Origin of the sequence: Mesorhizobium sp. M7A.F.Ca.MR.176.00.0.0 (assembly GCF_004023165.1) — a bacterium.
Lineage (GTDB): Bacteria > Pseudomonadota > Alphaproteobacteria > Rhizobiales > Rhizobiaceae > Mesorhizobium.
On the sequence record NZ_RZTC01000023.1, the window covers coordinates 22,759 to 37,636 of the forward strand.

11 protein-coding genes are annotated in these 14,878 nt (G+C 58.4%); 3 read left to right on the forward strand and 8 right to left on the reverse strand.

Annotation, left to right across the window (positions count from 1 at the left end; genetic code table 11):
* The first annotated feature begins 9 nt into the window (after positions 1–9).
* Both EOB59_RS10480 and EOB59_RS10485 read left to right on the forward strand, forming a co-directional pair.
* Positions 10–1,152 (forward strand): M20 family metallopeptidase, encoded by a 1,143-nt coding sequence (locus EOB59_RS10480; RefSeq protein ID WP_095489429.1) that lies wholly within the window; start codon positions 10–12, stop codon positions 1,150–1,152.
* A gap of 99 nt (positions 1,153–1,251) precedes the next feature.
* Positions 1,252–2,043: an SDR family oxidoreductase gene (locus tag EOB59_RS10485; protein ID WP_128288320.1), complete on the forward strand. Its 792-nt coding sequence runs from the start codon at positions 1,252–1,254 to the stop codon at positions 2,041–2,043.
* 616 nt (positions 2,044–2,659) lie between these two features.
* Here EOB59_RS10485 and EOB59_RS10490 read toward each other — a convergent pair.
* The 7 genes from EOB59_RS10490 to EOB59_RS10520 all read right to left on the reverse strand — a co-directional run bounded on the left by EOB59_RS10490 (position 2,660) and on the right by EOB59_RS10520 (position 12,678).
* Complete coding sequence (locus EOB59_RS10490) at positions 2,660–4,354, reverse strand: CocE/NonD family hydrolase (protein WP_164895623.1); 1,695 nt, start codon at positions 4,352–4,354, stop codon at positions 2,660–2,662.
* Positions 4,355–4,896: 542 nt separating this feature from the next.
* Positions 4,897–6,564, reverse strand: coding sequence for an ABC transporter ATP-binding protein (locus tag EOB59_RS10495; protein ID WP_128288322.1), 1,668 nt, complete (start codon positions 6,562–6,564; stop codon positions 4,897–4,899).
* Entirely contained in the window at positions 6,557–7,411 is an 855-nt protein-coding gene (locus tag EOB59_RS10500; RefSeq protein ID WP_128288323.1) for an ABC transporter permease, read from the reverse strand. The genes EOB59_RS10495 and EOB59_RS10500 overlap by 8 nt, the downstream gene beginning before the upstream one ends.
* Complete coding sequence (locus tag EOB59_RS10505) at positions 7,408–8,364, reverse strand: ABC transporter permease (protein ID WP_128288324.1); 957 nt, start codon at positions 8,362–8,364, stop codon at positions 7,408–7,410. Before EOB59_RS10505 ends, EOB59_RS10500 begins: the two co-directional genes overlap by 4 nt.
* Positions 8,365–8,378: 14 nt before the next feature.
* Positions 8,379–8,480 carry a DUF1302 domain-containing protein gene (locus EOB59_RS37180; protein WP_164895624.1) on the reverse strand — a complete coding sequence of 34 codons (102 nt, stop codon included), beginning with the start codon at positions 8,478–8,480 and terminating at the stop codon, positions 8,379–8,381.
* Between the two features lie 299 nt (positions 8,481–8,779).
* Entirely contained in the window at positions 8,780–10,363 is a 1,584-nt protein-coding gene (locus EOB59_RS10510) for an ABC transporter substrate-binding protein (protein ID WP_128288325.1), read from the reverse strand.
* Positions 10,364–11,088: 725 nt separating this feature from the next.
* Positions 11,089–12,678, reverse strand: coding sequence for an ABC transporter substrate-binding protein (locus EOB59_RS10520; protein WP_128288326.1), 1,590 nt, complete (start codon positions 12,676–12,678; stop codon positions 11,089–11,091).
* Positions 12,679–13,133: 455 nt separating this feature from the next.
* Here EOB59_RS10520 and EOB59_RS37185 point away from each other — a divergent pair, with 455 nt between their 5' ends.
* Positions 13,134–13,265 carry a hypothetical protein gene (locus tag EOB59_RS37185; protein ID WP_281061718.1) on the forward strand — a complete coding sequence of 44 codons (132 nt, stop codon included), beginning with the start codon at positions 13,134–13,136 and terminating at the stop codon, positions 13,263–13,265.
* Here EOB59_RS37185 and EOB59_RS10525 read toward each other — a convergent pair whose 3' ends face one another.
* A complete protein-coding gene (locus EOB59_RS10525) occupies positions 13,266–14,663 on the reverse strand; it encodes an MmgE/PrpD family protein (RefSeq protein ID WP_128288327.1) in 1,398 nt (465 codons plus the stop codon).
* Positions 14,664–14,878: the final 215 nt, after the last annotated feature.

A 14,878-nucleotide genomic window follows, 5' to 3' on the forward strand; every position in this document is an offset into this window, starting at 1 on the left:
GGAGAATTTATGTCATCGCAAAGCGCGGATACGGTGGCGCTTCTTCAAGACCTTGTCAAAATTGAAAGCGTCAACCCTTCGCTTTCACCCAGGGGCAGCGGAGAACAGCGGGTCGCCGAATATCTTGAAGGGTTTTGCCGGGACCGAAACCTGCCTTATGAACTCCAGCACGTTGTCGACGGGCGCTCGAACTTCTTGACCTGGATCTCAGGCAAAGACCCTGGTCGGCGCCTTCTTTTCGTGGCCCATATGGACACGGTGCCCACTGATAATTGGGCTTCCGATCCATTTTCTCCCGAATTGAAGGACAATCGACTCTACGGCAGGGGGAGTTGCGACACAAAAGGTTCCCTCTCTGCAATGATGATCGCCCTGAGTACCCTAGGTGACCGTCAGCCGAATGCCACAATTGTCGTTGCCGCTAGCATTGATGAAGAGTACCGCAAGATCGGCGCTCGCGCCATCGCTCTCTCCGGCAAGTCGTATGATGCCGCCGTTGTTGGCGAACCAACCGAGCTCGAGCTTGTAGTCGCCCACAAAGGGTCAGTCCGCTGGCAAATCGAGGTTCAGGGTGTCCCTGCTCACACTTCGAAGCCGCACCTAGGAGTCAATGCAATCTCAGGCATGGCAAAGGTGATATTGGCGCTCAACGAACACGGCGAGAATCTCGCTTCGCGCACCCAACCTTTGGTCAGCCCTCCCACTTTGACGATAAGTCTGATTGAGGGTGGCTTGGAATTGACGACGGTTCCTCCATCGTGCCGCATCTGGGTGGATCGGCGCCTCGTTCCAGGGGAGCGACCAGAGCAGGCGTTGGCAGAAGTGGAGAACATACTGCAAGGTTTGCGGGATCGCGAAGACATCAAGGTCCGATCATTACTGCCCGCGCTTGAAGATCCTGCTCCGGACAGTGCCGAGTCAAGCAAGATAGCTTCTGTGGCAGCGCAGGCGTGTGCCGATATTGCCGGCACGGGCACGTACATTGGAGTGCCGTACGGCACGGATGCTAGTCAGCTATCTTTGGCCGGCATTCCCTGCATTGTGCTAGGACCAGGAAGCATTGATCGCGCTCACACAAACAATGAGTTCATTGAATTGGATCAGCTTGAAATGTGCGTTCAGATATATAGACAAATAATGCTCAGTTATTAGATTCGAAACTGCAGAGATAGCACGGATGCTTACGCGGCACGTCGTGAGAGAGAGCCGTGGTCCGGCTCGACCACTCTCAATCGGGAAGGGATCATCGCTATGAATGATCATTGTCGAAAAGTTCTGGTGATGGCCAGTAGCAAGGGTCTTGGCTTGGCCATCGCAAAACGATTAGCTAAAAATCGCTCGGAAGTCGTTATCTGTGGTCGTAACAAGGCTGCATTAGACCAAGCCGTAGGTGATCTACAGAAAATTGAGGGATGCGCTGGCGCTCATGGCATAATTGCAGACTTATCCCGGCGATCAGATGTCGACATGTTGTTGCAACGCACTTTGGAGCTCCTCGGGAGCATTGATTGCCTCGTCGTAAATTCCGGTCATATGCCGCACGGAACTATCGAAGACCTAAGCGACGATGATTGGGATCATTCCTACGAGACGCTTCTCATGAGTGCAGTAAGGGTGTCGCGAGCGGCAGCCGCTGCGATGAAAGCGTCTGGTCGTGGGGGCGATATCGTCTATGTTACCTCGGGAGGCGTGCACGAGGCGACAGGTCACCTACTGCTGTCGAACGTCATGCGTGCCGGCATAGCAGTATTAGCTAAGCACCTCGCAGATACACTTGCGGGAAGTGGCGTTCGCGTGAACGTTGTCGCGCCTGGTTATTTTGACACAGGCAGAGTTCACAAGAGAATTGAGGCGTTGATGGTCGACGAAGGTCTCAATCGAGATGCCGCTATCAAACGTGTGGCCAATACCAATCCCTTGGGGCGTATCGGAACTGCCGACGAACTCGCGGAGCTAGTTGGATTCATCGTCGGTGACCGAGCAAGATACCTGAATGGCACGACAATAGTGATTGATGGCGGGGGCAGTCGCCTTGTGATGTAGCTGTAGGTGGTTGTTGGTGCATCCGTGCATCCCTCGCCGCATCCGACCTCAGCGCACAGGCCAGCCGAAAGAGGGCGAATTATTTTCTGCCCCAATGCCCCTAATGAGCTATGCAGCCGATTATGGCTGGCTGCTTGAGAGCTTGGATTTGAATGGCACCGCAAAGATGGACTTACAGCGGCGAGCTTCCAGCCGCACGTCAGACTCGGAGACACTCACTCTACGGTAAACGGAAGGGTCAAGGCTGGCCACATGTCTGACCTTGACGAGCCGAAGGCTCGCGAGTAGGGAGCAGGACGCAAGCAACGCCAATGATCCTGAGCTATGCGCCTGATCTGCCCTACATGGCTTGATTAACGTGAAGCAATGATTTCCCGGCGAATGCGCTTCGGCCGAATAGACTGCTGCTGTTGATTGCGCCGGCTCACATTGCACCATCACGCCGCCGAGCGGCGCGTCCCGGCTACCCGGCGCGAGCAAAGCAGAATGTCAGTTCACCACTGCAACCGACCCTCGTTCCAGGAGCACGGCTTTCGAATCGCCGTTGCGTGAGTGCCAGTCCGACCGCTCATCTTAGAAGACTCTCAGCGGAGTTCGATTCCCTACAGCGCGAGGGTCAGGCGGCCGCGATAGGCAGCAGAACATACGAGGGGAACTCTTCGCAGTGATGCACGCTGTTGTGGGCGACTTCCCACTTCGTTTCGTCCCAATTGTTGCCGCCCGTATTCAGATTTCGATCGAAGCGAGGAAACGAGGAGCTGGATATCTCGAGCCGAATTCGATGACCGGGCGGGAACCAGTTGCTCGTGGCATCCAGGTCAACCTGTACTTGGTAGACGTTGCCCGGCTCCATCAGAACTGACCGGTCGAAGCCTTCGCGAAACCGAACGCGCAGTATCCCGTCGACGACGTCAACGGCACGCCCGTCCGGATGCACGTCAAGTAGTCTGGCCACAAAGTCTGTATCCGGGGCGGAAGATGAGACGAAAAGGACGGCTTTGACAAAACCGCTGACTTCAACTCCCTCTTCAAGGAGGTCAGACGTAAAACACAGAACGTCCTGGCGGAGTTCTACTTCCTGATAGTCACGAGGGCCCATCGTCGTCCCCCTTGAGTTTCCGCCATGAACCCCCAAAAACGGCACCGGATTGCCAGGGTCATAGACAAAACTATCGGCTGGCTCGTCCTCGGCAGGTGGGTTGAGTTCAAGTGCGCCATCGCCGAGGCGAGTGTTGGAATTTCCACCGCTTCGCAAGAACCAACGCTGTAGTTCCACACCGGCAGGTGGCCATTCTGAAGCCGCACGCCACTCGTTGCGACCCATGACATAGTATCGGACGCGGGGCATCGCCTCGATGCGGTTGGGCATTTCCTTCAGCCAACCGTCGAACCAGTCCAGGTAGATTTGCCAGCAATCCAAGCGTGCATCGCCCAACTCACGCTCACCGATGACTGTCGGGGCCTCAAGTGTCGCGGTCTTGCAGTGGGTGGCTGGCGAGAGAATGATGTGCTGGTGATCACGAGCCGCAGCGCTCGTCCCCCGAGCGCTGAAGAGGCGCCGCGTGTAGAGTGCGTCGGCGGCACCGACGTCATACCACGAGTTCACAAATAGGGCTGGGAGGTCAATTGCCGAGTCCTCGCGAAGGAAACCAAACCTGTCGAACCAGGGATCCCCAGGGTCCCGTGAAACCCAGTCCTCCCAATCCGTGGGCGGTGACCCGATGATCTTGAGGATGTCGATGATCGGCAGCGTTGCGAATGCGCGCTGGTACTCTTCGTCGGCCTTCGCTTGCGGCCGGGAACGATCCTTGCCATGGCTCTGATGGAAGTGGGGTACCCACATGCTCAACTCTAGCGCGCCGCCAAGACGCGACCCGCAAAGGCGCAAATCCCCCAGTCGCTGTCGATCGCCAGATAGCGCGCCGCCCGCCCCCTCTATGATCGCACAGCGATGAGCGGGATGGCATAGCTGAGCGGTAAGCACCTGGGTGATTCCGAGCGCGGAGCATCCGTACGTGCCGACCCGCCCCGCCGACCATGGCTGGGAGGCGATCCAGGAGAGAGTATCGTAGCCGTCCTTCGCGTCATGCTCGAGGAGCGCGAAATGACCGCCAGAATCAAAGAGCCCACGAAGTTCCTGCACAACCACGGCGTAACCCTGAGCCGCGAACATCATGGCTACAGGGCGTGTGGGTTCGGGCAGACGATATGCGGCCTTGCCGTACTTCGTTCGGATCAAAATCGAAGCGAGTTTGCCCGTGTACCCGAGAGGGCGGTAGACATCCGTCGCAAGTTCCACGCCGTCGCGCATAGGAACTCGCAACCCAGTTTGTAGAACCACTTCATAACGGGGTTCTAAAGGTTTCGACATATGGTGCTCGCAACAAGTCATATTTGGCTCTCCACAAGAAGCTGCTCGCGTCAGCTGGCATTTACGCAGCGGAGTGACCGCCTCGACTGCTGCTACTATGCGTTCGTACTTCGACCATACGTTATTGATGCAGTAGATCGGTGTTTTCCTACGGCCGGGCGCGTCTCCGCCACGGACACACGGGACGACGTTCTCGCATTCGGGCTTCACCATCGTTCGGAAGTTAAATCGTCCATCTCAGTGGGCTGCATTTGGGAAAGCCAGAGAGGAAAAAAGCGTCGCGTTACGTCTTTGGTCGATTTGGGAGCTTGGGTAGCGAGCTGGGGATTCACCCCGATCAGCGTGCGCCGGCAGGCGCTCTTGCCTGCCCCAGTCGGGTGACCTGCCTGGAATTCGCTGCCAAGTCGAGAATTCCCGCCGCCTACCTGGCCTCTCCTCAACACGCCGGAGTGCGTTCAACGCCAATATGGTGCGGCCAGAGATCAGTTCCCCCCGCTTGCCATGCGGCGTCCCTTTATGGCGCTTTCCAGCCAGCCAAGCTCCATCTCGGGAACTGAAGAGAGCAGAAGGTCAGTATATGCGTCGAAGGGCGGGGTGAGCACTTCGGTCTTGAAGCCATAGCGCACGACCCTTCCTTGATACATCACTGCGATGGAATCGGCGATCGCCTTTACCGTCGCGAGATCGTGGGTTATGAACAGATACGCTACGTCCTCGATCTTCTGCAGACGCAGCAGCAGCTTGAGGATGCCATCAGCCACGAGCGGGTCGAGAGCGCTGGTCACCTCGTCGCAGATGATAAGTTTCGGCCTGGCGGCGAGCGCGCGAGCGATACAGACGCGCTGTTTCTGGCCGCCCGAGAGTTCGGCAGGATAGCGATCGACGAAACCCTTGCCCATCTCGATCTCGTCGAGCAGTTCCGCCACGCGATGATCGCGCTCACGACCGCGCATCCCGAAATAGAATTCGAGCGGACGGCCGATAATGGTGCCAACTGTCTGGCGCGGATTCATCGCCACGTCAGCCATTTGGTAAATCAGTTGCAGTTCGCGCAGATCGTCCGTCGAGCGCTCCGCAAGCCTCGGCGTGAGCGTGCGGCCGGCAAAGGTGATCATGCCGGATGTGGGCGGCAGCAGACCGGTGATGGCGCGCGCAAGCGTGGACTTACCCGAGCCGGACTCGCCCACCACGGCCAGCGTCTGACCGGGATGGACCTCGATTGAAACTTCCTGCAGCACCTTTACATGACCGCCGTAAGCCGCGGTGATATTCCTCACCTCGAGCACCGGACAGGCTGCCGGCCTCTTTTCCTGATGCTCGATCGAACGTACCGACACCAGCGCCTTGGTGTACTCCGTCCGCGGTGCCTCGATGATCTGCCGCGTCTCGCCATGCTCGACCATTTTGCCGTGGCGAAGCACCATGATCTCGTCCGAGACTTGGGCAACGACCGAAAGGTCATGCGTAATATAAAGGGCCGCGACGCCAGTATCACGGATCGCATCCTTTATTGCAGCGAGCACATCGATCTGTGTCGTCACGTCGAGCGCCGTGGTGGGCTCGTCAAAGACGATAAGGTCGGGCTCGGAGCATAGCGCCATGGCTGTCATGACGCGCTGCAATTGACCGCCCGAAACCTGGTGCGGGTAACGACGGCCGATGGTTTCCGGGTTGGGGAGGCCGAGCTTTTTGAACAGTGCTATGGCGCGCCTCTCCGCCTCGGCTCGGGTGGCGATACGGTGCAGCAACGCGGACTCTATGACTTGCTCCATCAGACGAAGCGCCGGGTTGAACGCTGCGGCTGCCGACTGCGCGACATAACAGACTTTGTTGCCGCGCACTTTGCGCAATGCCTGGACGCCGCCTGTCAGAATGTTGCGCCCGTTGAGAAGGATTTCGCCTCCGGTGATGCGCACGCCACCTCGCCCATATCCCATCGAGGCCAGACCGATAGTCGATTTGCCGGCGCCGGACTCGCCGATCAGGCCCAAGACGCGGCCTTTCTCCAGCTTTAGCGAAACATCGTCGACGATCACGGTATTCTGCGGATCGCCGCCCGGCGAATAGGAGGTTGCTTCGATGCGCAGTTTCCTAATTTCGAGCAACGGACCGCTTTCGACATGAGGTCGTTTCACTGCCGCCTTAGGCATTGCCGCGCCCTCCCCTGAGTGAGGTGGTCCGATTCAGGATCCAATCCGCGACGAGATTGACTGAGATGGCGAGTGCTGCGATTGCCCCGGCTGGGATAAGGGCAGCGGCAATACCGAAAACAATGCCATCTTTGTTCTCTTTCACCATTCCGCCCCAGTCGGCTTGTGGCGGCTGAACACCGAGGCCAAGGAAGGACAAGGCAGACAGGAAGAGCACGGCGAAGATGAAGCGCAGGCCGAGTTCGGAGACTAGCGGCGACAGCGCATTGGGCAGAATCTCGCGGAAGATGATCCAGGCACGGCCTTCGCCTCGCAATTTGGCCGCCTCGACGAAGTCCATCGCATTGATGTCGGCGGCGACGGCGCGTGACAGCCGGTAAACGCGGGTAGAGTCCAGTGTACCCATGACTAATATCAGTGTCACCACGTTGGATGGGAGCACCGACAGCACGACAAGACCGAAGATCAGCGTCGGGATCGACATCAACAGATCCACGAACCGCGACATTGTCATGTCGAACCAGCCACCGACGACGGCTGCGGTGAAGCCGAGTATCGACCCCAGCGTAAAGGAAAGCGCGGTAGCGGCCGTTGCTATCAAGATCGTCGTGCGGGCGCCATAAATCATGCGCGAGAGCAGATCCCGACCGAGATTGTCGGTGCCGAACCAGTGCTCGCCCGACATGGGCATCCAAACGTCGCCGACGATCTCCCCCAGCGGATGCGGTGCGATCAGTGGCGCGAAAATCGCGGCGAAGAGCAACAATCCGGTGAAGAACAGGCCGATCGCGGCACCGATGGGTATGCGCCGCCGGCCTTTGGCGACTGGGGCTGACGAGACGCTCATTTGGGATGCCTCAGCCGCGGGTTGGCGATGATTGCGGCGACGTCAGCGATGATGTTCAGGCCGATATAAACGGCCGCGAAGATCAGGCCGACGGCTTGCACGACCGGGACATCGCGCTTTGAGACATGGTCGACAAGATACTGCCCCATGCCGGGATAAACGAAGATCACCTCGACGACGACAACGCCGACGATCAGGAAGGCCAGGTTGAGCATCACCACATTGATTACCGGCGCGATGGCGTTCGGGAATGCATGGCGGCGGATAATCTCGATCTGCCGCAGCCCCTTGAGCTCGGCCGTCTCTATATAGGCCGACTGCATCACGTTCAGGATCGCAGCGCGCGTCATACGCATCATATGGGCGAGCACGACGAGCGTTAGTACCGTCGCCGGGAGGGCGATGGCCTTCATGCGTTCCAGAAACGGCATGCCAACGTAGACAGTGGAGATACCTGGAAGCCACTGCAGCTTCACGGCAAAGAAATAGACCAGGAGGTAACCGATGAAGAATTCGGGAAGCGAGGTTGAGGTAAGCGCGAAGCCGGAGATCAGCTTGTCGATAGCGCCGTTGCGATAGCGCACCGCCAGCAGCCCGAGGATGATGGCGAGCGGGACAGCCACAGTCGCCGCGCAGAACGCCAGGAAGAGTGTATTCCACAGCCGGGGCAGCAACGTCGCGGTAATCTCCTGTCGCGAAGTGAGCGCGGTGCCGAGATCGCCAGTCAGCACACCGCCCAACCAGCGGAAATAGCGGATATACGCCGGGTCGTTAAGGCCCAGCTCGGCGCGCAGATTGGCGAGTGCTTCCGGGGTTGCGGACTGTCCGAGAATGGCTTGCGAGACATCGCCTGGCAGGATTTGCGTGCCGGCAAAGATTAGGATCGAGACAAGGAAAAGGAGCAGGATTCCAAGCGCGATGCGCTGGGTGATTAGTCTTACAATGGGGGACATCGCCGAAAACCGCATTACGCCGCCAGCCAGCATTTGGCCAGCGCGCGGTCATTCATCGGATTGGTGTACTCGCCGCCAAAGCTGCGGCGGTTGAGATAGTCGAGTTTAAGTGACATGAGACGTTCCTCACTACTGTTCACTAAGGCCGACAAGGCGGCCAACCAAATGAGCGCGAACCGGCCAGGCCAGGCTGGTAGGCGCCCGTCACGCTGCATTCGCACCCAGGACGCGTAGGCCAGCGGCCCTCGGCGTGAGGGTAGTTGGCGCGCTTATCTCGGGCGCAACAACGGGGTCACCTACATCGCGCCACCAACAAGATCTGATAAGCTGTCCCTGTCGGATCATGCGAACAATGCCTAACCAACCAGAGAGTGGCCGGGTAGCGTCCGAGCTGAAGGTTAACGGCGTCGACGAACTAGGCCTTTAGCCAGCATTTGGCAAAAGCCAAGCTGTTCATCAGAGCGTCGTGCCAAGCGACATAGCCGCCAACCTTGTCGGAAATAGCGTCGACTGCCTGGTTGAACATTGGCACGATCACGCCTCCCTCATCGCGAACAATGATGGCCATCTCGCGATAGAGATTTTTCCGCTTGTCCTGATCGAGTTCAGCGCGCGCTTCGATGAGAAGCTTATCGAACTTCTCGTTAGAGAAATGGGTGTCGTTCCATACCGCCGTTGAGAGATACGTGGTCGAGTACATCTGGTCCTGTGTCGCTCGGCCTGACCAGTAAGTATTGCAGAAGGGTTGCTTGTTCCAGACCTCCGACCAGAAGCCGTCGTCTGGCACGCGCTGGATCTCAAGGGCAATGCCGGCCTTGGCACAGCTCTGCTGGTAGAGCTGTGCAGCATCGACCGCTCCAGGGAAGCCGGCGTTCGCGACCCGAAGGAGGATCGGGCCGCTGTGACCGGATTTTTTGTAATAATGCTTGGCTTGGTCGGCATCGAACTCGCGCTGGGGAATGTCTTCGGGAAACAGGCGGTATGCGTTGTTGATCGGGAAGTCGTTGCCGAGCGTGCCGTAGCCGCGTAGGATCTTATCGAGCATCTCCTGACGGTCGATCGCAAGCTTGAATGCCATCCTCAGATCGTTGTTGTCGAAGGGCGGGGCGTCACAAAACATGTTGAAGCAATAGTAGCCAGGACCCGAGACGGCCTCCACCTTCAAGTTGGGCGCCCGCTTCACTAGATCGATGACCTTGGGCTCGACTTGGTCAATTATATGCACCTGGCCGGCCTGCAGCGCGGAGATACGAGCCGTCGCGTCATTGATGGCGAGGAGCTCAATCTGGTCGGCAAAACCCATTTTATCTGGCTGCCAGAAATTGGCGAAACGCTCGCCGCCGTACCGAACGCCGGGCTCGTTGACGCTTGCCTTGTATGGCCCAGCGCTGATGCCTTCGGCTGGATTGTCCTTCCCCCCATTCGGCTGAATAATGAGATGATAGTCGGTCATAAGGTAAGGGAAGTCAGCATTGGCATCCTTCAAGGTTACGACCACTTCGTCACCATTCGCTTTTATGGTGTCGATGCTCTTCAGCACGCCTAGCGCGCCGGACTTCGATTTCGGGTCAGAGTGACGCTCGAGAGTCGCCGCCACATCCTTCGCCGTCACCGCCTTGCCATTGTGGAACTCGAGGCCCTTGCGGATCTTCATCGTCCAGGTTTTGGCGTCCTTGCTGGCCTCAACGCTTTCAGCGATGCGGTTCTCCAGTCCGCCGTCTGGCACCATCGCCACGAGATACTCGCCCCAGCAAGCGCCGAAACGTGACGACAAAGTCGAGAAGGTCGCCGGATCGAGACTGTCGGTCGCACCACCTCCAGAAAGGCCGCCCTTAAGGATACCACCGCGTACTGGCTCCTCCGCTCGCGCAACGCTAGTAAGGAGCGAATTCGCAAACGTCGCCGAGACGCCGAGCGCCGTTGCGCGGCCAAGAAATTCACGCCGGCTCAACCGGCCCGCAGCGACGCGGAGGCTAAGATAGTCGAGTTCTTGCGACATTTGGATGCTCCTCGGTAATATGCGTTCCCTTGGGGCCGGATGATGCGGCCTCTATTTAGAGTACCATTGGTACCAGCATCGATGTGGCGCTTTTCATGTATCGCCCATCTGTCCGAGCACGAAATCGGCGTTTTGGCCGCCATTCGCGCAGGATCCCTCCCATGACCTTGCCACTCAGAATAGGGAGTGTTCAGCAGTGCTCTACGTGATCCGACCCTTCGTAGATGACCGCCCGCAATTCTTGGTCACGTTCAAATTCAACCTCGCCAACATCCAATTAAGTCCATCGTCATGTAGCGCTTCAAAGGCAGCTTACTTATTCTGCTCGCCTGCCAGATAAGGGGAGGGCGCTCGTTTTGCGGGTGAATAGCAGGCCCGTGGTCATATGCCGTCCGCAGCGCGCGCGATGAAGAGATGATAGCCCACCCCGCTGGGCTCGCGGGAAACGCGGCTCCGCGTGTCGAGGTGCCGGCCACTTGAGCCGCGTCACCGCGCGGCGCAGTGGCTGGTCGGTTGAAGACGGACTGCTGAGCTCAAGCGGATTCGAAGCCGCCCGTGGCTAAAGGATGAGGCCCACATCCTCAATCAACCGATCCATGAAGCCGACGTGGCCAGCGTCGAGAGAGCGTCGACACGTTTCATGTGCTCCTGATGTCGAACATCCTGATGCCGGTTGCCCAGCGCGTGGCGCTGGGCAACCAGCCTCGGGCCGTAAGTCACGCCGTTCAGGCTTCGAGCCAGCATTCCGCCAATGCGGAGGCATTGCTAAAATCCCGCGCAGGATGCTTCACGAAACCCTTCACGCCCGGCCCTGTCGCGTCGATGAACTGGTTGAAGAACGGTGCGATCACGCCGCCCTCGTCGCGAACGATGATGGCCATCTCGCGATAGAGGTTCTTGCGCTTGTCCTGGTCGAGTTCCGCGCGCGCCTCGATGAGAAGCTTGTCGAACTTCTCGTTAGCGAAGCGCGTGTCGTTCCACGCCGCCGTCGACAGATAGGCGACTGAGTACGCCTGGTCCTGCGTCGCGCGACCGGTCCAGAAGGAAGTCGCGAACGGCTGCTTTAACCAGACCTCCGACCAGTAGCCGTCGCTCGGCTCGCGCTTGACCTCGATAGTGATGCCGGCCTTGGTGCAGCTCTGCTGGTAGAGCTGGGCGGCGTCGACGGCGCCGGGGAAGGCAACGTCGGAGGTCCTGAGCAGGACCGGCCCGCTGTGGCCCGACTTCCGATAGTGAAACTTGGCTTTGTCCGGATCAAAGGTGCGCTGCTCGATGTCGTCAGAAAACAGCGGGTACGAAGCGTTGATTGGGAAATCGTTGGCCACTGAGCCATAGCCGCGCAGGATCTGGGTAAGCATCTGCTCGCGGTCGATGGCGAGCTTGAGCGCCATCCGGAGATCGTCGTTGGCGAAGGGAGGCGTGTCACAGAACATGTTGAAGCAATAGTAGCCGCGCCCCGAAACGTTCTGGACGGTCACGCCGGGGATACGCTTGACCAGGTCAACGACCTTCGGCTCTACGCGGTCGATCATGTGGACCTGATTGCTTCGCAGAGCCGAAATGCGCGCCGTGGCGTCGTTGATGACGGTTATCTCGATCTGATCGGCATGGCCACGCTTGTCGCCCTGCCAGTAGTTCTTGAATCTTTCGCCGCCGTGCCGTACGCCCGGCTCGTTGACCGTGACCTTGTAGGGGCCGGCGCCGATGCCGGCGGCCGGATCGTCCTTGCCCCCGTTTGGCTGAATGACGAGATGATAATCGGTCATCATATAAGGGAAGTCAGCATTGCCGCCCTTCAGCGTCACCACGACCTCGTCGCCATTCGCCTTGATCGTGTCGATGGTCCCTAGCAAGCCCAGCGCGCCGGATTTTGATTTTGCGTCGGAGTGACGCTCAAGCGTTGCCACCACATCTTGCGCTGTAACGGTCTTGCCGTTGTGGAACTCGACACCCTTGCGGATCTTCATCGTCCAGGTCTTGGCGTCCTTGGACGAACCGACCTCCTCGGCGAGACGGTTTTCGACGCCACCGTCTGGGGTCAGTTCCATCAGCAACTCGCCCCAACATTTACTGAAGGCAATCGCGACGGAGGCTGAGAAGGCCCCTGGGTCGAGGCTGTCGGTTGCCGCACCGCCCTGGAGGCCGGCTTTCAGAATGCCGCCCCTTTGCGGCACCTGCGCCTTCACAGCGCCAGCAAGTAGCGAGTTGGCGAAGGCGGCGCTCACGCCGAGCGCCGTCGCACGGCCGAGAAATTCACGCCGGCTCAGCCGGCCCGCAGCGACGCGGATGCTAAGATAGTCAAGTTCCTGCGACATTTGGATGCTCCTCGTTTCAGACATGTTCCCTTGGGGCCGGTCTATGCGGACCTCTATTTTGAGTACAGTACCAGCACCAATGTGCCGCATTGAACGAATTGTCCTTCTAACGCCGCAGGAAATCGGCGTTTAAGCCATCATCCGCGCACGATCGCCCAGATGACCGGCGAAGAATTGCGGCGGAGTCATCATGACCGTAAGCGCCGGACATTCCACATGAGCCGACGTGATCGGGCAACCAGGAAAAGCGTCAACGTTCCAAGCCGACCGACGGGGCGACTCCTTGAGCCGTCGCCTTGGATACATGAATATCGTGGTGGACGTCTTGAGTAGCAGACGACCGCGGGGCCGGCTTCAAACGCACAACCGTCGCCCCGTATACGCCGAGTTGAATCTCTTCAGCACCTTCAAGTCCGTCCGATCGACCTTCGGTTAAGCGGCTTTCTGAATACGATATGCTTTCCAGCGAAGACTACGCCGTGCTGAGGACGCGAGCCGTTGTGCTTGGCTTCATCGGCGAGCAACTCCATTATCGCAAGGGGGCAGCCAGTGCAGTCGAGATCAGCATTGATTTCGCACGTTCGTGACTACTTACCGCCAACAAGCAGCTCGAATAGCGGTGCCAACGTGGGCCGCTTATCAAGGTCCTCGACGAACTCCCCAATCAACTCGAGCTGTGTATCGGAGAATGGTAACATGGATGTTTCGGCGCAAGCTTTGAGTTTACGCATTCCATCGGCGAGCGAAGCCGGATTGTCCGGATGGCCGAATGGCTTGTCAATACGAATGAAATGTTCTGCGCCGCCCCTCAGCTTCACGGTAACTGCTGTCGGCGAATTTTGATGCAGACCGTGAGTACGATCGATCTCTGGATCAACTTCAATCTTCGTGACAGCCATGATCCGGCGCACAGCCGCATCCTCAAATGCTTCCGGACGGAAATCGCTGATTCCTACTCTGCCGTGCTGCGCCGCGACAGAGATGACGTAAGGCAGGCTGAAGCGCGCGACGACCGGGTCCTTTGGGTTCCACTTTTGGTCGCGCGGCTGTACCACATAACTCTCAGCGACGAGACGGTTCACCCCGAGCTCAAGTGAGACAATATCCTCCCCCTTGAAGCCGTACTTGTCGCGCAATTGCTTCAGTCCATCGATCCCGGGATGCATAGCCCTGCAAGCCGGCCAAGCTTTGAAGCTGATCTCAGCGTTCACGTAGTCCTGACCAAGTTTCTCCATAAGCAAATCGACGTCGTAGCTGGGTTCGAAGGCTCTGTAGAAGCCATACTTACCAAAGAAGGGCTCCCGAGGACCGTTGAAACCCACCATAGCTGACAGGGCCGATTCCACCCCCGAACGCGCCCGCAATCCTTGTTGCAGCGACACGGTGTGCGCGCCTTCCTCATACATCTGTACTTCCCCGGCGGCGTGGGCGTAGGCGATGCCGAATGCATTTCGGGTTTTCTCTTCATCGAGCCGCAGCAATTTTGCGCTAACCGCAGTGGTGCCCCACACCGCAACAATATTGTCGCGGCCGGTTTTCAATGAGTGGGTCGTCACGCTGCGCGCAAGACGCATGTGCAAATCCATAGCCGTCGCTAATGCGACCAGCAATTCGCTTCCTGTAATAGAAGGATCGCGTTCCGCGAGCGCCAGCGCCGGCGGCACATTGTAAGCACTGGCGTGGCAGCCGTTGATACAAAGCTCGTAGGTATCATCAAAGTCGATGGCTCTAGCCGTGGTGGCGTTGACGAGGACCGCCAAGCAAGCAGGAAGCTTTTCTCCAGAAACCCAGACGGTGCATTCTGCCTTGCCGCCGGACAAGCTGCCCAGCCGACGAGCGAAGTGCGCGATCTGGTCATCCGATCCCCCGATCGCGCTGGCAAGCGTGTCGAGAACGGAGAGTTTCGCGCGTTCAATCGACTCCTTAGGTATTGTCTCTGCGCCCGAGTCAATAACGTGCCTAATGAGTTGCGCCGTCAAATCCATCGCCAAACCTCCCGCCCCAATTAATAGACTACTGGCAAAATGTGGGGACAGCCCCGCCCCTGCGCCTGCGGTCGAGATTGCCATCGCATGCCTTGCCCAATCAGCTTTGATTGACCGATCCGCAGGTTGTTCTGCATATCTCTTCCTCAGAAAACAGTTGGCGCAGCTGCGCAACACAGCGTTGCAGTATTTGCCTCTTAGACACCCAGGGATCG